The 23,082-nt window shown below is 70.6% G+C and carries 22 protein-coding genes; 16 read left to right on the top strand and 6 right to left on the bottom strand.

The window, feature by feature from the left end; all coding sequences use genetic code 11:
• Positions 1-18: 18 nt before the first annotated feature.
• The 9 genes from truB (at position 19) to ABZ863_RS20190 (ending at position 8,581) form a co-directional block, all read left to right on the top strand.
• Entirely contained in the window at positions 19-909 is an 891-nt protein-coding gene (gene truB / locus ABZ863_RS20230; protein WP_358537762.1) for a tRNA pseudouridine(55) synthase TruB, read from the top strand.
• 38 nt (positions 910-947) lie between these two features.
• Positions 948-1,907 carry a bifunctional riboflavin kinase/FAD synthetase gene (locus tag ABZ863_RS20225; RefSeq protein WP_358537760.1) on the top strand — a complete coding sequence of 320 codons (960 nt, stop codon included), beginning with the start codon at positions 948-950 and terminating at the stop codon, positions 1,905-1,907.
• A 135-nt stretch (positions 1,908-2,042) separates the two neighbouring features.
• The gene (locus ABZ863_RS20220) at positions 2,043-2,522 is read left to right on the top strand and encodes a helix-turn-helix transcriptional regulator (protein ID WP_358537757.1); all 480 of its coding nucleotides are present in this window, start codon (positions 2,043-2,045) and stop codon (positions 2,520-2,522) included.
• Positions 2,522-3,043 (top strand): RNA 2',3'-cyclic phosphodiesterase, encoded by a 522-nt coding sequence (gene thpR, locus ABZ863_RS20215; protein WP_358537755.1) that lies wholly within the window; start codon positions 2,522-2,524, stop codon positions 3,041-3,043. The genes ABZ863_RS20220 and thpR overlap by 1 nt, the downstream gene beginning before the upstream one ends.
• Before the next feature lie 108 nt (positions 3,044-3,151).
• Entirely contained in the window at positions 3,152-3,421 is a 270-nt protein-coding gene (gene rpsO / locus ABZ863_RS20210) for a 30S ribosomal protein S15 (protein ID WP_358537752.1), read from the top strand.
• 223 nt (positions 3,422-3,644) lie between these two features.
• Positions 3,645-5,930 carry a polyribonucleotide nucleotidyltransferase gene (locus tag ABZ863_RS20205; protein ID WP_358537750.1) on the top strand — a complete coding sequence of 762 codons (2,286 nt, stop codon included), beginning with the start codon at positions 3,645-3,647 and terminating at the stop codon, positions 5,928-5,930.
• Between the two features lie 88 nt (positions 5,931-6,018).
• A complete protein-coding gene (locus ABZ863_RS20200; RefSeq protein ID WP_358537747.1) occupies positions 6,019-7,380 on the top strand; it encodes a pitrilysin family protein in 1,362 nt (453 codons plus the stop codon).
• On the top strand, positions 7,377-8,138 hold the full coding sequence (dapB, locus tag ABZ863_RS20195; protein WP_358537744.1) for a 4-hydroxy-tetrahydrodipicolinate reductase: 762 nt from the start codon (positions 7,377-7,379) through the stop codon (positions 8,136-8,138). The genes ABZ863_RS20200 and dapB overlap by 4 nt, the downstream gene beginning before the upstream one ends.
• The gene (locus ABZ863_RS20190) at positions 8,135-8,581 is read left to right on the top strand and encodes a tetratricopeptide repeat protein (protein WP_358537741.1); all 447 of its coding nucleotides are present in this window, start codon (positions 8,135-8,137) and stop codon (positions 8,579-8,581) included. Before dapB ends, ABZ863_RS20190 begins: the two co-directional genes overlap by 4 nt.
• A 112-nt stretch (positions 8,582-8,693) precedes the next feature.
• Here ABZ863_RS20190 and ABZ863_RS20185 read toward each other — a convergent pair whose 3' ends face one another.
• Together ABZ863_RS20185 and ABZ863_RS20180 are read right to left on the bottom strand one after the other, a co-directional pair.
• The gene (locus tag ABZ863_RS20185; protein ID WP_358537739.1) at positions 8,694-9,212 is read right to left on the bottom strand and encodes a hypothetical protein; all 519 of its coding nucleotides are present in this window, start codon (positions 9,210-9,212) and stop codon (positions 8,694-8,696) included.
• Between the two features lie 123 nt (positions 9,213-9,335).
• Entirely contained in the window at positions 9,336-9,896 is a 561-nt protein-coding gene (locus ABZ863_RS20180) for a GNAT family N-acetyltransferase (protein WP_358537737.1), read from the bottom strand.
• A gap of 50 nt (positions 9,897-9,946) precedes the next feature.
• Between ABZ863_RS20180 and ABZ863_RS20175 the strand changes: the two genes are divergently transcribed.
• On the top strand, positions 9,947-11,158 hold the full coding sequence (locus tag ABZ863_RS20175; protein WP_358537735.1) for a crosslink repair DNA glycosylase YcaQ family protein: 1,212 nt from the start codon (positions 9,947-9,949) through the stop codon (positions 11,156-11,158).
• Positions 11,159-11,211: 53 nt separating this feature from the next.
• Here the strand turns inward: ABZ863_RS20175 and ABZ863_RS20170 are convergent, their stop codons facing one another.
• Together ABZ863_RS20170 and ABZ863_RS20165 are read right to left on the bottom strand one after the other, a co-directional pair.
• Positions 11,212-12,120 carry a DUF4097 family beta strand repeat-containing protein gene (locus ABZ863_RS20170; RefSeq protein WP_358537733.1) on the bottom strand — a complete coding sequence of 303 codons (909 nt, stop codon included), beginning with the start codon at positions 12,118-12,120 and terminating at the stop codon, positions 11,212-11,214.
• Positions 12,121-12,122: 2 nt separating this feature from the next.
• Positions 12,123-12,659 carry a toxin-antitoxin system HicB family antitoxin gene (locus ABZ863_RS20165; protein WP_358537731.1) on the bottom strand — a complete coding sequence of 179 codons (537 nt, stop codon included), beginning with the start codon at positions 12,657-12,659 and terminating at the stop codon, positions 12,123-12,125.
• Positions 12,660-12,783: 124 nt separating this feature from the next.
• On the opposite strand from ABZ863_RS20165, the gene thyX reads away from it, so the two are divergent.
• The 5 genes from thyX (at position 12,784) to ABZ863_RS20140 (ending at position 18,387) form a co-directional block, all read left to right on the top strand.
• Positions 12,784-13,536, top strand: coding sequence for an FAD-dependent thymidylate synthase (gene thyX / locus ABZ863_RS20160; protein ID WP_358537729.1), 753 nt, complete (start codon positions 12,784-12,786; stop codon positions 13,534-13,536).
• Positions 13,537-13,538: 2 nt separating this feature from the next.
• Positions 13,539-13,934: an ACT domain-containing protein gene (locus ABZ863_RS20155; protein WP_358537726.1), complete on the top strand. Its 396-nt coding sequence runs from the start codon at positions 13,539-13,541 to the stop codon at positions 13,932-13,934.
• A 55-nt stretch (positions 13,935-13,989) separates the two neighbouring features.
• Positions 13,990-15,519 carry a serine/threonine-protein kinase gene (locus ABZ863_RS20150; protein WP_358537724.1) on the top strand — a complete coding sequence of 510 codons (1,530 nt, stop codon included), beginning with the start codon at positions 13,990-13,992 and terminating at the stop codon, positions 15,517-15,519.
• 148 nt (positions 15,520-15,667) lie between these two features.
• Positions 15,668-16,693, top strand: a complete 1,026-nt coding sequence (gene dapA / locus ABZ863_RS20145; protein WP_358537721.1) for a 4-hydroxy-tetrahydrodipicolinate synthase — start codon at positions 15,668-15,670, stop codon at positions 16,691-16,693.
• On the top strand, positions 16,690-18,387 hold the full coding sequence (locus tag ABZ863_RS20140; protein WP_358537719.1) for a ribonuclease J: 1,698 nt from the start codon (positions 16,690-16,692) through the stop codon (positions 18,385-18,387). Before dapA ends, ABZ863_RS20140 begins: the two co-directional genes overlap by 4 nt.
• A 200-nt stretch (positions 18,388-18,587) precedes the next feature.
• Here the strand turns inward: ABZ863_RS20140 and ABZ863_RS20135 are convergent, their stop codons facing one another.
• Positions 18,588-19,568: an EamA family transporter gene (locus ABZ863_RS20135; RefSeq protein WP_358537716.1), complete on the bottom strand. Its 981-nt coding sequence runs from the start codon at positions 19,566-19,568 to the stop codon at positions 18,588-18,590.
• Positions 19,569-19,609: 41 nt separating this feature from the next.
• Positions 19,610-20,440, bottom strand: coding sequence for a lysophospholipid acyltransferase family protein (locus ABZ863_RS20130; RefSeq protein ID WP_358537714.1), 831 nt, complete (start codon positions 20,438-20,440; stop codon positions 19,610-19,612).
• A 116-nt stretch (positions 20,441-20,556) separates the two neighbouring features.
• On the opposite strand from ABZ863_RS20130, the gene ABZ863_RS20125 reads away from it, so the two are divergent.
• Entirely contained in the window at positions 20,557-23,025 is a 2,469-nt protein-coding gene (locus tag ABZ863_RS20125; protein WP_358537712.1) for a DNA translocase FtsK, read from the top strand.
• The last annotated feature ends 57 nt before the right edge of the window (positions 23,026-23,082 follow it).

Raw genomic sequence — 23,082 nt, 5'->3', positions numbered from 1 at the left:
TTCGTACAGTGTGCGGCCGTGCCTAGACAGCCTCCTCCGCCTCCCGGCCTGCTGATCGTCGACAAACCGGGCGGTATGACGTCCCACGATGTCGTCGCGCGGGCCCGCCGCATCATGGGCACCCGCAAGGTCGGTCACGCCGGCACGCTCGACCCGATGGCGACCGGTGTGCTGGTGCTCGGCATCGAGCGCGCCACGAAGCTGCTCTGGCACCTCGGGCTCGACCGCAAGACCTACCTCGCCACGATCGCGCTCGGCGCGGCCACCACCACCGATGACGTGGAGGGCGAAGTGCTGTCCGAGGCGGACCCCGCCGCGGTGACCGGCGAGCAGATCCGGGGCGGGGTTGCCGCGCTCACCGGTGACATCCAGCAGGTGCCCAGCGCGGTGAGCGCGGTGAAGGTCGAGGGCAAGCGGGCCTACGCGCGGGTGCGCGCCGGTGAGGACGTGCAGCTCGCGGCGCGGCCGGTCACGGTCTACCGCTTCGACGTGCTGGCGACCCGGCGTGAGCCGGGCCGCATCGAGCTGGACGCGATGATCGACTGCTCCTCCGGCACCTACGTGCGGGCGCTGGCCAGGGACCTCGGCGGCGCTCTCGGTGTCGGTGGCCACCTCGCCGCGTTGCGGCGTACCACGGTGGGCCCGTTCACGCTCGCCGCCGCCCGCACGCTCGAGGCGATCGAGCAGCAGCCCGCGCTCTCGCTGACCCTGGACGAGGCCGTGGCGACGGCGTTCCCGCGGCGTGACGTCGATGCCGCCACGGCGCGGGCCGTGCGGAACGGGCAGGCCATCCCCGCGGCCGGTGTCCAGGGCGTCTACGGGATCTTCGACCCGGAGGGCCGGGTGCTCGCGCTCGCCGCCGAGGAGCGCGAGGTCGCGCGGCCCGTCGTCGTGCTGGCTCCCGCCTAATGCGAGGCGGCCAGGCCCCGGCGGCTACGCTGCAGCTCGTGCAGCGTTGGCGCGGTTTGACGGACCTGCCCGGTGGCTGGGGGCGGTGCGTCGTCACGATAGGAGTCTTCGACGGGGTGCACCGTGGGCACCAGGCGTTGATCAGCAGGACGGTGGAGGCGGCGCGGCAGCGCGGCCTGCCGAGCGTGGTGCTCACCTTCGACCCGCATCCCGCCGAGGTGCTCCGGCCGGGTAGCCACCCGGCGCAGCTGACCACGTTGCGCCGCAAGGCCGACCTGGTCGAGGAGCTCGGCGTCGACGTCTTCGCGGTGCTGCCGTTCACGCTCGAACTGTCCCGGCTGACGCCGGACGAGTTCGTGCACGAGGTCCTTGTCGACCAGCTGCACGCGGCCGCGGTGATCGTGGGGGAGAACTTCACGTTCGGGCACAAGGCCGCTGGCGATGTGGCGACGTTGCGGGCGCTGGGCAAGCGGTTCGGCTTCGTGGCACACGGCGCCAAGCTGCAGGGCCGCACACTGCCGGAGCAGGACGACGGCGAGATCACGTTCTCCTCCACCTACATCCGGTCCTGCATCGACGCCGGGGACGTGGCCGCTGCCGGGGAAGCGCTCGGCAGGCCGCACCGGCTGGACGGCATCGTGGTGCGTGGTGACGGCCGCGGGCACGACCTCGGTTACCCGACGGCGAACCTGTCCACCCCGCGCTACGCGGCGATCCCGGCGGACGGCGTGTACGCCTGCTGGTTCGTCCGTTCGGCCAAGCCGGACGAGCGGTTGCCCGCTGCGGTCTCGGTGGGCACCAACCCGACGTTCTCCGGGCGGGAGCGCACCGTCGAGGCGTTCGTGCTCGACGTCGACGAGGACTTCTACGGCCAGCACGTGGCGCTCGACTTCGTCGCCCGGTTGCGTGGGCAGGTCCGGTTCGACAGCGTCGACGCACTGGTCGACCGGATCGGCGACGACGTCACCCGGACGCGTGACGTGCTGGGCAGCGGCTGATCGGCGTACCCGGGCGGGTGCAAATGCGAACGCCTGGTCCATTCGCCCCCGCGTAGCGGCGCGAGCCTGGCAAAATGCTGGTGCGGAGCCGCCGGCCGGCTCCGAACCGAGTTGTCAAGGGGAGCAGGTCTGAACGTGGAGGACCACAAGATCGTCCAGCGCAACATCGCGTTACAACGGGAGTGGTACGGGGAACCGCTCGGTGACCGGGTGCGCAGGCTCGTGGTCGCCTTCGATGTCTCGCAGGCCTACCTGGCCGAGGTGCTCGGTATCAGCGCGCCCATGCTCAGCCAGGTGATGAGCGGCAGGCGGGCCAAGATCGGCAACCCGGTGGTGCTCGCGCGGCTGATCATGCTCGAGCGCAAGGTGCTGACGCCCGAGGTCGCCGCGGGCAGCAAGGCAGCGATCCGGGCGGCGCTCGAGGACGTCAAGAACGCCAGGCCCACCGTGAGCAGGGACGCCTTCCCGGTGGGCGCGGGTCCGGACGACCAGGCCGTGCTGGCGGCGCTGCGGGAGGTCGCGGAGGACGAGAGCCTCGTCGACGCCGCCGAGCGGCTGGATACCGACTTCCCGGCGATCGCCGACCTTCTGCGCCGGGCGGGTAAGGGAGCCTGATGGTGCCGGCCGGGCAGGCTCGGCTGTTCAGCGCCGTGCTCCTGCCGGACGAGGTGGTCGCCTCACTGCAATCTGAGCTCGACCGGCATCCGCGGGGTGCCGGCGCGCGGCGACTGCGCTGGATCGAGGCGGCGCAGTGGCACGTCACGCTCGGCTTCTACGGCCTGGACGATCCGCAGTCGCGGGCAGGCTGGCTCGAGCAGCGGGTGACCGGTCTCCCAGCGCCGACGCTCACACTGGCGGGCGGTGGCACCTTCCCCGGGGTACTCTGGACCGGGGTTCTCGGGAGCGGGCTGACGGAACTGGCCGGTGCGGTATGGCCGGAGCAGGACGATCGCGAGTTCCAGGGCCATGTGACCCTCGCCAGGGGTGATCGGCCACAGGCGCTCGCGGCGTGGGCCCGGCTGCTGGCCGAGTACCGCAGCCCGGAGTGGCTGGCCGCCGACGCCGTATTGATGCGCAGCGACCCGAAGCCGACCGGGCCCGTGTACACCACGGTCGAGCGGTTCCGGCTCGGGTAGCCGGTGTGGCCGAAGGCGCCCTGATACCCTCGACAGTTGAGTCCGGCTGCGGTCCGTGGCGGCCGAGACCGTCTTGCACATCACGGCACAGATCCAAGGAGTATGCGAGTGGCGCTGTCCACCGACCAGAAGAAGACAATCCTCTCCGAGTACGGTCTCCACGACTCGGACACCGGATCGCCTGAGGCCCAGGTGGCCCTGCTCACCAAGCGGATCGTCGGTCTCACCGAGCACCTCAAGGTGCACAAGCACGACCACCACTCCCGTCGCGGCCTGTTGCTGCTGGTCGGCCGTCGTCGCCGGCTGCTCAACTACGTGATGAAGGTGGACGTCGAGCGGTACCGCGCGCTGATTCAGCGCCTCGGCCTCCGCCGATGACCAACTCCGAGGGGGAGTGACCCGCTGGGTCGCTCCCCCTCGGTACAACAAGCAAGAAAAGAACAGGGCCAGCGCACCGCGCACGAGGACGCCCCAGCCGGTCCTCGGTAGTGGCTTCCGGGAGCATTCCCGGGGGCTTCGATCGATGACCGGCCTCGTACCTCGAGCGTGCCCCAATGGGTGGGGGTGTGCGCTGCCCAGACGTACGAGGAGTAACTCACCAATGACAGATGCAAGCGGCACCACCGTGCACGAATCAGAAGCCGTGCTCGACAACGGCCGGTTCGGCAAGCGCACGGTCCGCTTCGAGACGGGCCGGCTGGCCCGCCAGGCGGCCGGCGCGGTCGTCGCCTACCTGGACGACGAGACCATGTTGCTGTCGGCCACCACGGCCTCCAAGCAGCCGAAGGAGCACTTCGACTTCTTCCCGCTGACCGTGGACGTGGAAGAGCGCATGTACGCGGCGGGGCGCATCCCCGGCGCGTTCTTCCGCCGGGAGGGACGGCCCTCCACCGACGCGATCCTGACCTGCCGGCTGATCGACCGGCCGCTGCGGCCGTCGTTCGCCGACGGGCTGCGCAACGAGATCCAGGTCGTCATCACCGTGCAGAGCCTGCACCCCGACGACCCCTACGACGTGCTGGCGATCAACGCCGCGTCGGCCTCCACCCAGATCGGCGGGCTGCCGTTCTCCGGCCCGATCGGCGGCGTGCGGGTCGCGCTGATCGAGGGCCAGTGGGTGGCGTTCCCGACCTGGTCGCAGCTGGAGAAGGCGACCTTCAACATGGTCGTGGCCGGCCGCATTGTCGGTGACAGTGCCTCTGACGTCGCGATCATGATGGTCGAGGCGGAGGGCACCGACAAGACGATCGAGTTGATCGCCGACGGCGCCACCGCGCCGACGGAGCAGGTTGTGGCGGACGGCCTGGCCGCGGCCAAGCCGTTCATCCGGGTGCTGTGCGAGGCCCAGCAGCGGCTTGCCGAGGCGGCCGCCAAGCCGACCGGCGACTTCCCGCTGTTCCCGGCCTACCAGCAGGACGCCTTCGACGCCGTTGCCGCGGTGGCCTCCGAGGACCTCACCAAGGCACTGGCCATCGCCGGCAAGCAGGACCGCGACAACGCCACCGACGAGGTCAAGGCCGCCGTCCTGGAGAAGGTCGGCATCGGCGAGGGCGAGACCTTCGCGGGCCGGGAGAAGGAGATCGGCGCCGCGTTCCGCGCGCTGACCAAGAAGCTCGTTCGCCAGCGCATCCTGCGGGACAAGGTCCGTATCGACGGCCGGGGCATCACCGACATCCGCCAGCTGGCCGCCGAGGTCGCCGTGATCCCGCGGGCACACGGTTCGGCGCTGTTCGAGCGCGGTGAGACCCAGATCCTCGGCGTGACGACGCTGAACATGCTGCGGATGGAGCAGCAGCTCGACACGCTGGCGCCGGAGACCACCAAGCGCTACCTGCACCACTACAACTTCCCGCCGTTCTCCACGGGTGAGACCGGCCGCGTCGGTTCGCCGAAGCGGCGCGAGATCGGCCACGGCATGCTGGCCGAGCGCGCGCTCGTGCCGGTGTTGCCCAAGCGCGAGGAGTTCCCGTACGCGATCCGGCAGGTGTCGGAGGCGCTGGGCTCCAACGGCTCCACGTCGATGGGCTCGGTCTGCGCGTCCACGATGAGCCTCTACAACGCGGGCGTGCCGCTCAAGGCGCCGGTCGCGGGTATCGCGATGGGCTTGGTGTCCGACGAGGTCGACGGCGAGACCCGCTACGTCGCGCTGACCGACATCCTCGGCGCCGAGGACGCCTTCGGTGACATGGACTTCAAGGTCGCCGGCACCAAGGACTTCATCACCGCGCTGCAGCTGGACACCAAGCTGGACGGTATCCCCTCCGACGTGCTCGCGGGTGCGCTCAACCAGGCCAAGGACGCCCGGCTGACGATCCTCGAGGTCATGGCCGAGGCGATCAGCGAGCCCGACGAGATGAGCCCGTACGCACCGCGGGTCACCAGCGTGAAGATCCCGGTCGACAAGATCGGCGAGGTCATCGGCCCGAAGGGCAAGATGATCAACTCGATCACCGAGGAGACCGGCGCCGACATCTCCATCGAGGACGACGGCACGATCTACGTCGGTGCCGCGGACGGCCCTTCGGCCTCCGCCGCCATCGACAAGATCAACGCGATCGCGAACCCGCAGCTGCCGAAGGTCGGCGAGCGTTTCCTCGGCACCGTGGTGAAGACGGCCGCGTTCGGTGCGTTCGTCTCCCTGCTGCCGGGCAAGGACGGCCTGGTGCACATCTCGAAGCTGGGCAACGGTAAGCGCATCGCCAAGGTCGAGGACGTGGTCAACGTCGGCGACAAGCTCCGCGTCGAGATCGCCGACATCGACAACCGCGGCAAGATCAGCCTGATCGTCGTCAAGGACGACGAGGAGCAGGCCGCCGAGGGCGAGAAGGCGGAGAAGCCGGACAAGTCCGAGGCGAAGCCGGAGAACAAGGCCGACGCCGGCCAGTAACACCCCCGTCGAGAGGTCGTGAACGACCCGTCACCGACGTCCGTTCGTCGGTGACGGGTCGTTCATGGCAGACCTGAGTCAAGGATTCATGGCGCTAAGAACTTCTGGGCACGAGCAGCCCGCCGGCACCACCCGCACGCTGGAATCCGGCGCCGACGGATCGCTGGTGAAACGCACGGTGTTGCCGGGCGGCTTGCGGGTCATCACCGAAAGCGTGCCGGGGATGCGGTCGGCGACCGTCGGCCTCTGGGTCTCGATCGGTTCACGCGATGAGGAGCCCGGCGTTGCCGGTGCCGCCCACTATCTCGAGCACCTGCTGTTCAAGGGCACCGGCAGTCGCGACGCCACGCAGATCGCGGAGGAGATCGACGCGGTCGGCGGCGAGCTGAACGCGTTCACCGCCAAGGAGCACACCTGCTACTACGCGCAGGTCCTCGACCAGGACCTGCCGCTGGCTGTGGACCTGGTGACCGACGTGGTGTTCGACGCGAGCTGCGCCGACGCCGACGTCGAGACCGAGCGCAACGTGGTGCTCGAGGAAATCGCCATGCGCGACGACGATCCCGAGGACCTGGTGCACGACACGTTCGTCGGCACCATACTGGCCGGTCACCCGCTTGGCCGGTCCGTGCTGGGTACGGAAGCCTCGATCACCGGCATGTCACCGGTCGCGCTGCGTGGTTTCTACAAGAACCGCTACCAGTTGCCGAAGATGGTGCTGGCCGTCGCGGGCAACATCGAGCACGACGCCGTGCTGCGGCTCGTGAGCACGGCACTACGCGACCGGCTCTCCGGTACGGCCGCCCCATTGCCACCGCGCCAGGCAGGCGACGCCGTGCGCCACGGCAGCGGGCTCGTGCTGTGCACCGACGACACCGAGCAGGCGCATGTCATGCTCGGCATGCCCGCGCTGAGCAGGCACGACGAGCGCAGGTTCGCTCTGTCGGTGTTCAACGCCGCACTCGGTGGAGGGTTGAGCTCCCGGCTGTTCCAGGAGATCAGGGAACGCCGTGGCCTGGCCTACCAGGTGTACTCGTCGGTCGCCAGCTACGCCGAGACCGGGCACCTCTCGGTGTACGCCGGGTGCCAGCCGGATCGTCTCGGCGAGGTCGCGAGCGTCGTGCGCGAGGTACTCGGGCAGGTCGCCGAGGACGGCCTGACTGACGCGGAGGTGGCGCGCGCGCAGGGCCAACTGCGCGGCGGCCTGGTGCTCGGCCTGGAGGACACCGCGTCCCGGATGACCCGGCTCGGCAAGAACGAGCTCAACTATGGCCACCACTTCGGCGTGGACGACACGATCGCGCGCATCGAGGCGGTCACCACCGAGGAGGTCTGCCTGCTCGCCCGCACGCTGCTGCGCGAGCCTGGTGGCCCCACGACCGCCGTCGTGGTCGGGCCGTACGCTCACGACCGCGACCTGCCCGATGAGCTGCATGAGGTGATGGCATGACGGAGAACTCGGCGCCCATCCGCGTCGCCGTTCTCGGCCCGCGCGGGCGCATGGGCGCCCAGACCGTCAAGGCGGTCGAGGCGGCCCCCGACCTGGAGCTGGTGGCGGCCGTCGGTACCGGCGAGGACCTCGCCGCGGTCACGGACGCCGACGCGGACGTGCTGGTCGACTTCACCCATCCCGATGTGGTGATGGACAACCTGCGGTTCGCGATCGACGCGGGTGTTCACGCCGTGGTCGGCACGAGCGGGTTCACCGAGGACCGGCTCGGCACACTCACCGGCTGGCTCGGTGCGAAGCCGAACCTCGGCGTGCTCATCGCGCCGAACTTCGCGCTCGGCGCCGTGCTGGCGATGCGGTTCGCGCAGCAGGCGGCCCGCTACTACGCCTCCGCCGAGGTGATCGAGCTGCACCACAACCGCAAGGCGGACGCGCCGTCCGGCACGGCCGCGCACACGGCGCGGCTGATCTCGCTGGCGCGCGCCGACGCCGGACTGGCGCCTGGCACCGATGCGACCACCTCGGAGCTGGCCGGCGCCCGCGGTGCCAACGTCGACGACGTCCGGGTGCACTCGGTGCGTCTGCCCGGCCTCGTCGCGCACGAGGAGATCCTGTTCGGCGGTGAGGGGGAGACCCTCACGATCCGGCACGACTCCCTGGACCGTGTGTCCTTCATGCCGGGTGTCCTGCTCGGCATTCGCTCGGTGGCTGCCCGTCCCGGCTTGACGGTCGGCCTGGAACACGTGCTCGACCTGTGAAGACTCGCAACGTCGCCATCGTCCTCACCGCTGCAGTGGTGGTGTACCTGGTGCTGCTCGCGGGCCGGGCGGTCGCGCTGATCCGCGCGGGTGGGCCGGTGGCGGTACTGCTCGGCGTCGGTGTGTTGTTGCTGCCGCTGCTGGGTGTCTGGATCGTCTTTACGACGTGGCGCTCGGGCACCCAGGTGCAGCGGCTCGCGCGGCGGCTCGATGCCGAGGACGGGCTGCCGGATGTCTCCGACCTGCCGCGGCGGCCCTCGGGACGGGTCGACCGGGCGGCGGCCGACGCCTGGTTCGACCAGCGGCGCGCCGAGGTCGAGGCGGAGCCGGGGGACTGGCGCAGCTGGTACCGGCTGGCGTACGCCTACGACATCGCGGGTGACCGCCGCCGAGCCAGGGCCACCATGCGCAAGGCGATCGAACTCGAAGCCGCCGACCGCTGAAAAGCACCCAAGGCCACCTTTCGCGAACACAGCGGCGCGCAGCGTCTCCGTCTGGGTGGTGGTGGGAGACGGGTGGGCGCGTTGAGCGCAACCAAGGTGGCCTTGGGGAGTGTCAGTGGACGGCTCCGGCGAACACGGCCGGCGCGGCGGCCAGCACGCTGAACCGGATGAAACGGCCGAGTAGGCCCGCCGTCACGAACATCGACATCTTCATGTGCATCAACCCGGCGAGCACGGTCATCGCCATGAACGGCGGCAGACCGAAGACGGAGCTGAGCCCGTAGGTGCCGGCCATCCAGTGCGGATGCCGGTGACAGCGTTCCCGCAGCGCCTCCAGCCAGCCGCGCAGCCGCTTGGTGCGCAGGTGCCAGCGCTCGCGGCGAGGCGACGGCGGGCCCTGCCGGTGCAGCCGGTCGTGCAGGAAGTCGGGAAGGCGAATGGAGCCCCGCGCGGCGAGGTAGTACAGCAGCTTGCCGGCGATCTGCCCGACGGCGACGACGGCTCCGACGGCAATCCAGGGAATGCCCGACTCACTGGTCATGAGGCCGATGACGAAGACCTCGATGCTGATGATCGGGATGATGGCTGAGCCGAACGCGACACCCAGGGTCACGCACAGCCATGCGAACACCGAGGTCCTCCAGTGAACGGGAGCGGGAACGCGTACACCGTAGCGTCCCGTCCTCAGGCGCCGGGGGAAACTTCCCTGAACTCACGCCAACGGGACGGTTCCGTACTACGCGCCCCGGGCCCGTTAGTCGCTCAGCCGCAGTTCCAAGCCTCCGCGCAGCCGCAGCTCGAGCACGGTCCGCTCGCCGGTGTCGAGGGTCCGTACCGTGTTGTCGGGGTGCCAGCCGGCATGACGGTAGAAGGCCAGCGACGCGGAGTCGGCCTGCGCGACCCACGTGATACCCCGGTCGCAGCCGCGTGCACGCAGCCCGCTCGCCGCGGCGGAGAGGAGGCGTCCGCCGTGGCCCCTGCGGCCCCAGCGGGGTTCCACGAGCACCGTGGCGATCAGCCCGGTACTCGTCGCATCGTCCGGCACCGTGCCGTCGGCGCCCGCGACCTCCTCGGCGGGCGCAGGCCCTGCAACGCAGAAACCGACCGCGAACTCACCCTCTGTCGCGAGATGGACGTCGGTGCCGGAATGCTCGATGGCACCCGCCCAATGTCGTTCGAGCTCGGCCTGGTCCAGACCCTCGATCGCGGCTGGGCCGACGATGTCGGCGTACGCGGTCCGCCAGGTATCCGCCTGGATCCGCGCGATGTCCGCGGCGTCGTCGACGGTGGCGAGGCGCACGGCGGCAATGCTCATACGGGCAACCTAGCGGAGAGTGTCGTAGTGGCCTGGCACCATGACCTGTTGTGAGAACAGTGAGCTTGGGGGTCGCCCGCCGCACTGCGCTGGCGGCGCAGGGTTTCGCCGATCCGCGCCCGACGGGTCCGGCCACGAGGCGGCACCTACAGCGTGTGCTGTCGCGGGTGCAGCTCATTCAGCTCGACTCCGTGAACGTCGCCGTGCGCGCGCACTACGCGCCGCTGTTCGCGCGGCTCGGTGCCTACGACCACGCGCTGATCGACGACGCGGCATGGACCCACAGCGCGAAGCGGCCGCGGCTGGTGGTGGAGTACTGGGCCCACGAGGCGAGCCTGGTGCCGGTCGAGGACTGGCCGCTGCTGCACTCCGGCGCGAAACGCCAGGGGTGGTGGCGCCACTACGGCAGCCTCGCCGATGCGTCGCCGTCACTGGTGGACGATGTGCTCGCCGTCGTCAAGGAGCTCGGTCCGGTCGGTGCTGGCACGATCGAGAAGGAGGTGGCCGGCGCCTCGCGGCGCATGCCGGGTGCCTGGTGGGAGCGTTCCGAGGTCAAGAAGATCTGTGAGTGGCTGTTCGGCATGGGACAGCTCACCACCGGTACGCGGCGCGGGTTCGAGCGGCTGTACGACCTGACCGAGCGTGTCGTGCCGCCCGAGGTGCTGGGCCGCCACGTGGACGCCGCGCAGGGAGCGCGTGAGCTCATCGCACGCTCGGCGACCGCACTCGGCATCGCGACCGAACCGGATCTGCGCGACTACTACCGGCTCGGCCCGCAGCAGAGCAGGCAGGCAGTTGCCGAGCTCGTCGAGGACGGCACGCTGGAGCCGGTGCGGGTGCAGGGCTGGCAGCAGCCCGCGTACCGGCACGTGGCGGCGAAGACACCACGGGCGGTCACCGGGCGCGCGCTGCTGTGCCCGTTCGATCCACTGATCTGGGAACGGGACCGCACTGAGCGGCTGTTCGGGTTCCGCTACCGCATCGAGATCTACGTTCCGCAGCCGCAGCGGGTGCACGGCTACTACGTGTTCCCGTTCCTGCTCGACGGCGAGCTGGTCGCCCGTGTCGACCTCAAGGCCGACCGCGCCGCCGGTGTGTTGCGGGTGCCGGGTGCGTTCGCCGAAGCGGATGCCGACCGTAGCCGGGTGACCGCTGAACTGGCGGGCGAGCTGGCGTTGATGGCGCAATGGCTGGGCTTGGACGGCGTCGCCGTGGGGGAGCGGGGTGACCTCGCTACACCACTGCGCAAGGTCGTGGGGTAGTACTCCTACTGCCGTGCCGGCCCCGACGAGGCCGGCACGGCAGCGCTAGCTGATCAGCTCGCCGCCTTCGTGAGCACCACGTCGCCGGAACCGGTGCGGGCCCGCACCGTCAGCGCGATCGGCTTCTCGGGTGGCGTGTCGGCGACATCCAGTTCGCTGGACGCCTCGCCCCCACCGGATGACAGGTCGACCTCCGTGGTCACGCCGCCGCGGATCCCGATCCGGATGTCGCCGGAGCCGCTGATCGCCTCCACTGAACCGGATGCCGCCTCGGCCACCGACAGCCCGCCGCTGCTGGTGCGGACGAGTACCTCGCCACTGGCCTCGCCGAGCCAGAGGTCACCCGACGCCGTCGCCAGCGTCGCCGATCCGGCCACGGCGGCCACCTCGACGTCACCGCTGGCGGTGCGCAGGTGCAGGCCCCCGTTCGCCGGGCCGAGCTTCACCGCGCCGCTGCCCGTCCGCACGGTCGCGGCGCCTTCGGCGCCCTCCACGGTCACATCACCCGAGCCTGCCCCGATGTCCACGCGACCGGCGGTACCGGTGACCGTCACGTTCGCGGCACCCGTGCGCACGTTGACGTGCGAGCCCTCGGGCGCGTGCACCGTCACCGCGAGCGGCACGTTGCGCAATGGCACCGGCTTGGGACCGCGTACCACGAGCCTGTTGCCGGTCAGCTCGATCCGGCTGCGGTCGACGGCGTCGGCCGGCGAGGCGGCGAAGTCGGGGCCGAGCTGGCCGCCGAAGCGCTCACTCACCCAGCTCAGCAGGTTGGACACCCCTTCGGTCCACGGCGCCTGTGCCGAAGGGTCGTGCCGGATCTCGGCGAGCACCTCACCTTCGCCGAGCTGTACCTCGATGCGCCCGACGGTCACGTCGATGTCGAGGTCGAGTGGGCCCTCTGCCACGAAGGTCTGGCTCCGGACCAGTTCCTCGGGCTCTTCCCGCGGTTGCTCGGTCATGTTCATCCCTCCACCCAGCCGTGCAGGTGGGACCCGCCGCCACCGCCGTACCGCCGCGGTCCGGTCCATTGCTGATGCTGCTGGTGCGCGCCGTGCAGTGCGCCCTGCACCGCCTGCGAGACGAACGTGTTGAGTGACACGCCCTGCGCGGCGGCTGCCTGCTCGGCCTGCGACTTGATCTGTTCGAACAGCCGCAACGTGATGCGGCTGATGTCACCGGAGTCCACCGGTGGGGGCGGCGGCGGAGGAGGTGAGGGTGGCGGCACGGGGCCGCGTTCGGCGGTCGGCGTGGTCGCCGAGCCGCCCGTGACGACGACGCGGACATCACGGCCGTCGAGCCGCACCTCCACCACCTGGTCGGGCAGGTTCGCCGTGACCTCGGCGGCGAGGTCGGCCAGCGCGTTCATCAGGGTGAGCCGGGCGGCCGGCTCCAGCGCTGCCGCGAGAACCGCGGCGGCGCGCTGCATCTGTTCATCGCCCGCGGAGGCCGTCGTGCTCAGGTCCTCCCGCAGCCGTTCGAGATAGGGCGTCAGGTCCATGACACCACTATGACGTCAGATGTGACGTCATGCAAGGCGGACAGTGATGTCGCTTGATGCCACCTTGGGCTGTCGGCGGCGAGAGATACGCTCCTCGCGAGTCAATGAGCGGAGGGAGTCGCACGTGGCCGAGACGGTGTCACCCAGGGTCAGGTTGATCGCGAAGACGGAGTTCTTCCCACCGGAGGACGTGCCCTGGTCCACCGATGCCGATGGTGGGCAGGCGCTCGCCGAGTTCGCCGGCCGGGCCTGCTACCAGTCGTGGAAGAAGCCCAATCCGAAGACGGCGACCAATGCCGGCTACATCGATCACATCATCGAGGTCGGGCACCTCTCGGTGCTCGAACACGGCTCGGTGACCTTCTACATCACGGGGATCTCGCGTTCGCTCACCCACGAACTCATCCGGCACCGGCACTTCTCGTACTCGCAGCTGTCACAGCGGTACGTGCCGGAGCGCGACGCGGCCTTCGTCGAGCCCGACGTGATCGCGGACGACCCCGAGCTGCACGCGAAGTTCGTCGCCGCCGCCGAGGCGAGCGTCGCCGCCTACACCGAGCTGCTGGCCGGGCTGGAGGAGAAGTTCGCCGACGCGCCGAGCGCCACACTGCGTCGCAAGCAGGCGCGGCAGGCGGCGCGCGCGGTGCTGCCCAACGCCACCGAGACGCGGATCGTCGTCACCGGCAACTACCGCGCCTGGCGGCACTTCATCGCCATGCGTGCCACCGAGCAGGCCGATGTGGAGATCCGCGCACTCGCGGTGGAATGCCTGCGCCAGCTGCAGAAGGCGGCGGAGAACGTGTTCGCCGACTTCACCATCTCGACGTTGCCCGACGGCACCGAGGTCGCGTCGAGCCCCAGGGTGCTCGAAGGCTGACCATGCGCCGCCTCGCGATCGACGTCCAGCCGGGCGAGTACGCCGTGGCCCGGCTGGACGCGAAAGCCCCGCTGCCGGCGCAGCTGCTCGACGGCGCCGGCGATGCGCTGGTGTCCCTGACCCGCACCGGCGCGGAGCTGTCGGTCGTGTGCCCGGCCGGGCTGGCACCGGCCGGGGCCGAGGTGGAGCGGAACTGGCGGTTGCTGACCGTGCGGGGTCCGCTGGCGTTCACGCTCACCGGGATCATCGCCGCGCTCGCCAACGAGCTCGCCGCCGCGGGGGTGGCGCTGTTCACCATGTCGACCTTCGACACCGATCACGTGCTCGTGCGGAACGACGATCTCCACCGCGCGGTCACAGCACTACGTACCGCGGGCCACGAGGTGTACGGAGCCTGATCATCGTCTGCGCCCGCTCGTTACCATCTGGCGCAACGACGAGGGGACAGCCACCGTGACCGACGAGCAGATCCGGCAGACGCAGACCACTCAGGCGACCGCGGTACCGCGAGTCGTCGCCGGCCGGTACTCACTGCGCCGTGAGCTCGGCCGGGGCGGCATGGGTGTGGTCTGGCGTGCCGAGGACACGGTGATCGGCCGCGAGGTGGCGATCAAGGAGCTGCGGTTCCCGGAGACCGCCGATGAGGCCGGCCTGTTCCAGGAGCGCGTGCTGCGCGAGGTTCGCAGCGGCGGCAAGCTCAACGACCCGGCGGTCGTGACCGTCTACGACGTGGTCGCAGAGGGCGACGCGACGTTCATCGTCATGGAGCTGGTGGAGGCGCCCACACTGTCCGATGTGGTCCGCCAGCACGGGCCGCTGCCACCGCACCAGGTGGCGGCCATCGGCGCCCAGATCCTGTCGGCGCTGCAGGCCGCGCACCAGGCCGGGATCGTGCACCGGGACGTCAAGCCCGCCAACATCATGGTCGCGCCCAACGGCAGGGTGAAGCTCACCGACTTCGGGATCGCGCAGGCCGTCGACGATCCACGGCTGACGACCAGCGGCATGCTCATCGGCTCGCCCGCGTTCATGGCGCCGGAGCGGGTCGCCGGGCGGGAAGCGCTGCCCGCATCCGACGTCTGGTCGCTCGGCGCCACGTTGTTCTTCGCCGTCGAGGGCGCACTGCCGTTCGAGCGTGGTACGACGGCGGCGACCCTGCACGCGATCATGAACGACGTGCCGTACCTGACGCATGCGCAGGGGCCACTCGCCTCGGCGATCATGAGCATGCTGATCTCCGCGCCGGAAGCGCGCATCACCGCCGAGCAGGCGCGCGGTCTGCTGGCGATGGCGGCGCAGCAGCCGCAGTCGGCGCCGTCGACCCCACCGGGTGGCCAGACCGCCGTCTACAACGGTCAGGTGCCGACGATGCTCGGCGTCCAGCCGCCGTCCGGACCAGTGCGCCAGCCGCCCCGGCGCGGCAGGGGCATGCGCACCGCCCTGCTCACCGGTGCCGTCATCGCCGCGGTCGGCCTGCTGGTGGGCGGGTTCTTCCTCGGCAGGGCAGTGTGGTCGCCGTCCGTCGACGAGGCGATGCTGCCGACGATGACCTACGGCGAGGGCGGGAACATCCCGGCGCTGAACCAGAACGGCTCCTACTGGTGCCTCAACACCACGCTCGTCGACCAGCGGCCGATCGTGTCGACGAACTGGACCGACTGCGACGGCCAGCATCTGGCCCAGTTCTACACCAGCGCCAGCACCATCGGCGGTGCGAGCTCGTCGGACGCCCCCTTCGCGGACTACCCCGGGGTCGAGTCACTGCAGCGGCTCGCCGAAGCCCACTGCGCCATGGAGTTCCACTCGAACAGCATCTCCGACGAGGAGCGGCCGGGGCTGCGTTACCGCGCCCTCGTGCCCGCTCAGCAGCAGTGGGAGGAGGAACCCGAGCAGTACGACGACCCGGTGCGGCAGGTGTACTGCGTGGTCACCTCCACCGATGAGGGGCCGCTCAGCGGTGCGCTCCGGAAGAGCCGCCGTTAACGCGAGCCGCGAACGCCGGCTACAGAAATTCCCGTGCCGGGCCGGTCCTCCTGCGGATTCTTCAGCGGCTACTCGGCATCTGCCGTCATGCCTCGCATTCGGTGTGGTCGGCGCGTTGAACACCGCTCGAACGAGGTACCTTCAGCACATGTCGATTGCACCACCCACCCCGCCCACCGCCGCGCCGGGCAGACCGTTCGGCCGCGTGCTCACCGCAATGGTCACCCCGTTCGATGCCGCGGGCGCGCTGGATCTGAAGCGGGCGCAGGAGCTCGCCGTGCACCTGCTGGAGCTGGGTAACGACGGGCTGGTCGTCAACGGCACCACGGGCGAGGGCCCGACCACCAGCGATGCCGAGAAGGCCGCGCTCATCCGCGCCGTCGTGGAGGCCGTCGGCGACCGCGCGACGGTGGTCGCCGGCGCCGGTACCTACGACACCGCGCACAGCATCGAGCTGGCCCGCCAGGCCGAGAAGGCCGGGGCACACGGCCTGCTGATCGTGACCCCGTACTACTCGCGGCCGACACAGGCCGGGATCCACGCGCACTTCACCGCCGTCGCCGACGCCACCGAGCTGCCCGTGATGCTCTACGACATCCCGCCACGCTCGATCGTGCCCATCGAGGTCGACACCCTGCGCCGGCTGGCCGAGCACCCCCGCATCGTCGCGGTCAAGGACGCCAAGGGCGACCTGCTGGCCGGCAGTGAGGTCATCGCCAACACGCACCTGGCGTACTACTCCGGTGACGATGCGCTGAACCTGCCGTGGCTGTCGGTCGGTGCCGCCGGTGTGGTGAGCGTGATCGGGCACGTCGTGGCCGGCCGGATCCGGGCGATGATCGAGGCCTACGAGGACGGCGACACCTCCACGGCGCGCACGAACCACCGCGGCATGCTGCCGGTGTACCGGGCGTTCTCCCGCGTGGGCGGTGTCGTGTTCAGCAAGACCGCGCTGCGGTTGCGCGGGTACGACGTCGGTGGTCCGCGGTTGCCGATCGTGCCCGCCGTCGAGGAGCAGGTCGAGGCGATCGCCGCCGACCTCACGCAGGCGGGCGTGCCGCTCGAGGCACACCCGACGAGCGACTGGGCCGGTTCCCGCGTCGCGCAGGCCGACTCGGCCGCCGCCTACGTCGCACCCACCACACACACCAGCGTTGGGACCATTCATCGGTGACGGAACTCGTACCAGGACCCGGCCCTAACCACGCACCACCATCGCCGCCCGAGGGGGGACTGCGCGTCGTCGCGCTGGGCGGCATCGGCGAAGTCGGCCGCAACATGACCGTCTTCGAGTACGGCGGCAGGCTGCTCATCGTGGACTGCGGCGTGCTCTTTCCCGAGGACGCCCAGCCCGGGGTCGACCTCATCCTGCCCGACTTCCGGGCGATCGAGGACCGGCTCGACGACATCGACGCGCTGGTGCTGACCCACGGCCACGAGGACCACATCGGCGCCGCGCCGTTCCTGCTGCGGATGCGCCCGGACCTACCGGTCTACGGCTCGCGGTTCACGCTGGCGCTGCTCGCGGCCAAGTGCAAGGAGCACAAGCAGCGCCCGGAGCTGATCGAGGTGCGCGAGGCGGAGCGGCGTACCGTCGGCGCCTTCGACCTCGAGTTCTTCGCGGTCAACCACTCGATCCCGGACGCGCTCGCCGTCGCGATCCGCACCCCGGCCGGCCTCGTGCTGCACACCGGTGACATCAAGCTGGACCAGCTCCCGCTGGATGGCAGGCTCACCGACCTCGCCGGTTTCTCCCGGCTCGGTGACGAGGGTGTGGACCTGCTGTGCATCGACTCCACCAACGCCGAGGTCCCCGGCTTCGTCACACCGGAACGCGACATCGGGCCTGTGCTCGACGACGTGATCGCCCGCGTCCGCCAGCGCGTGATCGTCGCCTGCTTCGCCAGCCATGTGCACCGCGTGCAGCAGGTGCTGGACGCGGCTGTGCGACACGGCAGGCGGGTGGCCTTCGTCGGCCGCTCGATGGTCCGCAACATGGGCATCGCCGCCGAGCTGGGGCTGCTCAGCATCCCCGAGGGCCTGCTGATCGATCTCGACGAGGCCGTGAACCTGCCCGAGACGCGGGTGCTGTTCGTCTCCACCGGATCGCAGGGGGAGCCGCTGTCGGCGCTGTCGCGCATGGCCCGCGGTGAGCACCGGCAGATCTCCATCCGCGCCGGTGACACCGTCGTGCTGGCCAGCTCGCTGATCCCTGGCAACGAGAACGCCGTCTTCGGCGTCATCAACGGCCTGGTCCGGCTCGGCGCGGACGTCGTCCACCAGGGCAACGCCAAGGTGCATGTGTCGGGCCACGCCTCCGCCGGTGAGCTGCTGTTCCTCTACAACGCCATCCGGCCGAGCAACGTGATGCCGGTGCACGGGGAGTGGCGGCACCTGCGGGCGAACGGTGCGCTGGCGGTCAAGACCGGTGTCGCACCGGAGAACGTGGTGCTCGCCGAGGACGGGGTCGTCGTGGACCTCATCGACGGCAAGGCGTCGATCACCGGGCGCGTCGAGGTCGGTTACGTCTATGTCGACGGGCTCTCCGTCGGCGACGTCGGCGAGTCGACGCTGTCCGACCGGTTGGTCCTCGGCGAAGGTGGCTTCATTGCGATCACGGTCGCCGTGGATTCGGCCACCGGGCGCGCCGTGAGCCCGCCGACGGTGTCGGGGCGTGGCTTCTCCGACGATCCGAAGGCGCTGGACGCCGCTGTGGCGCTGGTGGAGATGGAGCTCTCGCGCACCGAGATCGAGGGCATCTCGGACGCGCACCGCATCGCGCAGGCGGTGCGGCGCGTCGTCGGCCGCTGGGTGGCCGAGACCTACCGGCGGCGGCCGATGATCGTGCCCACGGTCATTTCCGTCTAGGCGTCGCGGGGGCGGCGCGCGGCGGCGAGCAGCAGCGCAAGAAGCACCGTCGTGGCCTGTACCAGCAGGGCACGGCGTGCTTTGCGCTGCTCGGCACGGGTGGGCCGGCTCATGGTGGGACCTCCCCAGGATGTTGGTGTCGCCGTGCCCAGTGTGGCGGCTCGGCGTGGTGGTGGTCGTCCTACGTGGGGATGATCCGGCTACTGCTTCAGAGGGAGTGGTTCCCCGGTTGCCGGTGCCTGCTTGCCCGGCGCGGTGAGCTGGACGATGACCGCCCCGCCGAGCAGGACGCCTGCGCCGAGCAGCTGGACCGTGGTCAGCGCCTCGCCCAGCAGGATCCAGGCGGCGGCTGTCGCGACCAGTGGTTCCACCAGTGCCAGCACACTGGCCGCGGCGGCGGGCAGGTGGCGCAGCGCCGTGATCCCCGCGAGGTAGGCCAGCACGGTCGACAGCAGGGCGACGACCACCAGCAGCAGCCACACCGGCGGCCGCCATGGTCCGAACTCGGCCTGGCTGGTCAGGACCTCCGCGGGCAGTGTCCACGGCGGCGCGACGACGAACAGCGCGGCGGCGCCGACGATCATTCCCCAGGTGACCATGCCCAGCGGGTGATGGTTGGCCACCCCGTGCTCGCCGAGCAGGAAGTACGCCGCCGAGCACAGTGCCGCCCCGACACCGGCCAGCAGACCGATCGTGTCCAGCCGCAGTCCCTCGCCGACCCGCGCGACCATGCCAAGGCCCACCAGGGCCAGCGCGATGCCGAGCCACATCGCCCAGGGCAGCCGGACCCGGCGCACGAAGCGCACCCAGAGCGCGACCAGGACGGGCGAGGTGAACTCGAGCAGGATGGCCACCCCGATGGGGATGCGCGACGCCGCGACGAAGTACAGCAGCTGCACGCCCGCCACCCCGAGCAGGCCGTAGCCGATGAGCAGCTTCCATTGGCCGCGGGGCACCCGCAGCAGCCCGGGCCGCACGAGTGCGATCACGGTGACGAGCACCAGCGCGGAGATACCGATGCGTGCCGCCGCCACCTCGTCGGGATCGAGCCCGGCCACCATGGCCGGCTTACCGATCGCTCCGGAGCTACCGAAGAACAGTGAGGCGAGCAGGATCAGCGCGATTCCGCGCCCGCGACGGGCGACGGGCGGGCGCTGCGTTGCAGGGGCATCGACGGACACGAAGGGACTCTAGAGGGGACCCCCGACAGATCGCCCCCGAATTACCGCGGCGCCGGCCGCCACGGGCTGCGGGTGTCCGTCGGCCGCGTCGGGTCGTGGAACCGCGGCACGTCGGGCTCGCCGCGGCGCAGCGGGACCAGCCCATCGGTGATGGCGCGCATGATCTTGGCGTGCGCCCGCACGCCGTCGCCGGGACGGCTCGCCGAGAACTCGGCGAGGTCGACCGGGGCGCCGAAGTGCACCCGGAACGTCGGCCTGCGCAGCGGCGAGGTGAAGCCGGAGCGGGCGAGCGGCACGATATCGGCGAGGCCCTTGACCGTCTCGGTGCCCCAGTACACGGCTTCGTGTGCCCCCCACTGGCTGATCGGCACCACGGGAACGTCCGCCGCCAGTGCGAGCCGGGCGGCGCCGGTCTTGCCCCGTTCCGGCCACAGGCCAGGATCGTGGCTGATGCGGCCCTCGGGGTAGACGATGATCGGCGCGCGGGTGGTCCGCATCTCGCGGACGGCGTCGGCGAACTGCTCGACGGCCGAGGCCGAGCCGCGGTCGACACGCAGGTGGCCGCTGGCTTTCAGCGCCTTGCCGAGCACCGGAGCGTCCAGCAGCCCGCCCGCGAGCAGGAACCGGGGCGCGAGGCCGATCCGCCGGCAGGCCGCCATGAGCACGAACGCATCGAACACGCCGATGTGGTTGGCCGCCATCAGCAGCGGCCGGTCGCGCAGGGTACGGGGCACACCGCCGGTGACCCGGAGCCGGCCGGCGAGGTTCACCACACCCTGGTCGATCGCGAGCATGGCCCGCCAGATCACTGGAGTCGGCGTCCTGCCGAACGGGCGTGTCGTCGCGTTCTCGTCGGGGTGCAGCGCCACCATGGGGTGAAGGATGTCACGGATGTCCGGCACCCTGTCGGGGGGTCTCGTGGCAGGTGTTTCCGCTGCGCCGCGAGTGGCTCCAGTGATCGGAGTGCCGAGGCGGTTACCGTAGACACATGGCGAGCGGGGCGGCGACAAAGGGGAGAAATACGGCACGCGGTGGAAGTCGAGGCGGCAAGGCACCCGCGAAGAGCTCCGGGCGCGGGCGCGCCGCGGCGCGCCCGCCCGCCCGCAGGCCCGCGGCGCGCCGGACCGCGCGGAGCTCGGGCGGCGGCGCGTTCGCGAAGGCGATCCGGGGTGGGTGGAACCTGCTGGCCAAGGGCGTCGGCAGCCTCGCCCGCGCCGTCGGGCGGACCAGGGAGCTCGAACCGGAGCACCGCCGGGACGGCCTCGCGCTGGGCCTCATCGCGCTCGGCCTCATCACCGCCGCCGGTGTGCTGTGGCGGGCCGGGGGACCCGTCGGCGAATGGGTCACCATCGGCATGCGCAGCTTCTTCGGAGCCGGTGCCGTCGCCATCCCACTGGCGCTCGTGGTCGCCGCTGTCGCGCTGATGCGCTCGGAACCGCAGCCGGAGACGCGCCCGCGCATGGCCGTCGGCACGGCGCTGGTGACCCTGTCGCTGCTCGGTATGCTCCACCTGCTCAACGCCCGCCCCCAGCAGCACGACGACCAGATGTACGCAGGCGGTTGGCTCGGCTGGTTCTCCGGTGACCTGCTCGCCAGGGGCGTCACCGTCTGGGTCGCGGTGCCCCTGCTGGTGCTCAGCCTCGTCTTCGGCGTGCTCGTCTTCACCGCCACGCCGGTACGCGACATCCCGCGCCGGCTGCGGGAATGGGGTGCGGAGCCCGAGGACGGCGAGCAGGCAGGCGAGGCCGCGGAGCGGCCGGCCGACCCGGTCACCCAGACCGATCCCGCCGCGGTACGGCTGCGCAAGCCGTCCCGGCGCAGGCAGGCCAGCGCCGAGAGCGCTGCCGAGGCCACGCCGGAACCTGTGCCTGCCCCGCCACCGCAGCCGAAGGCCGCGCCCGCGGAACGCAAGCAGCGCAAGTCCGAGCCGGCCCTCACGGTGACCAGGGCAGTGGAGGGCGACTACCGGCTGCCCTCGCCCGAGCTGCTGACGCTCGGCGACCCGCCGAAGGCCCGCAGCAAGGCCAACGACGCCATGATCGAGGCGATCACCGGCGTGCTCGAACAGTTCAATGTGGACGCACAGGTCACGGGATTCACCCGTGGCCCCACGGTGACGCGCTACGAGGTCGAGCTCGGCCCGGGTGTGAAGGTCGAGAAGATCACCGCGCTCACCAAGAACATCGCCTACGCCGTCGCGACCGACAACGTGCGGTTGCTCGCACCGATCCCCGGCAAGTCCGCGGTCGGTATCGAGGTACCCAACTCCGATCGTGAGATGGTGCGGCTGGGCGATGTGCTGCGCTCGTCGAAGGCGGCCAAGGACAACCATCCGATGGTGATCGGGCTGGGCAAGGACATCGAGGGCGACTTCGTCACCGCGAACCTGACGAAGATGCCGCACCTGCTCGTCGCGGGCTCCACCGGATCCGGTAAGTCCAGCTTCGTCAACTCGATGCTGGTGTCGCTGCTCGCGCGCGCCACCCCGGACGAGTGCCGGATGATCCTCATCGACCCGAAGATGGTGGAGCTGACTCCGTACGAGGGCATCCCGCACCTCATCACGCCCATCATCACGCAGCCGAAGAAGGCGGCGGCCGCGCTGGCCTGGCTGGTCGAGGAGATGGAGCAGCGCTACCAGGACATGCAGGCCAACCGGGTGCGGCACATCGACGACTTCAACAAGAAGGTCCGCAGCGGCGAGATCACCGCACCGCCGGGCAGCGAGCGGGTGTACCGGCCGTACCCGTACATCATGGCGATCGTCGACGAGCTGGCCGACCTGATGATGACGGCGCCGCGTGACGTCGAGGACGCGATCGTGCGTATCACGCAGAAGGCGCGTGCCGCTGGGATTCACCTGGTGCTCGCCACGCAGCGGCCGTCGGTCGACGTTGTGACCGGCCTGATCAAGACGAACGTGCCGTCCCGGCTGGCGTTCGCGACGTCGTCGCTGACCGACTCGCGGGTCATCCTCGACCAGCCAGGCGCCGAGAAGCTGATCGGTATGGGTGATGGCCTGTACCTGCCGATGGGGGCAGGCAAGCCGACCCGCATCCAGGGCGCCTACGTCAGCGACGAGGAAATCGCCGCGATCGTCAACTTCAGCAAGGACCAGGCCGAACCCGACTACACCGACGGCGTCACCGCGGCGAAGGCCGGCGAGGCGAAGGAGATCGATCCCGACATCGGCGACGATCTCGACGTGCTCCTGCAGGCGACCGAGCTGGTGGTCACCTCGCAGTTCGGGTCCACCTCGATGCTGCAGCGCAAGCTGCGGGTGGGTTTCGCGAAGGCGGGCCGGCTGATGGACCTGCTCGAGACCAGAGGCGTGGTGGGCCCGTCGGAGGGGTCGAAGGCCCGCGACGTGCTCGTCAAGCCCGAGGACCTGCCAGGGGTAATCGCCCTGATCCGCGGCGGCGATCCCGGCCCGTCCGCGGACGACGACCTCGACTAGCGCAGCGCAGCCTCGCCGTGGTGGTGCGCCTCGCGGGTGAGCCGGGGCCAGGGAAGA

It is taken from the genome of Saccharomonospora sp. NPDC046836, assembly GCF_040645195.1.
Taxonomy (GTDB): Bacteria; Actinomycetota; Actinomycetes; order Mycobacteriales; family Pseudonocardiaceae; genus Prauserella_A.
The sequence above is the reverse complement of the archived record's forward strand: the minus strand, read 5'-3'. Positions and strand labels throughout refer to the sequence as shown.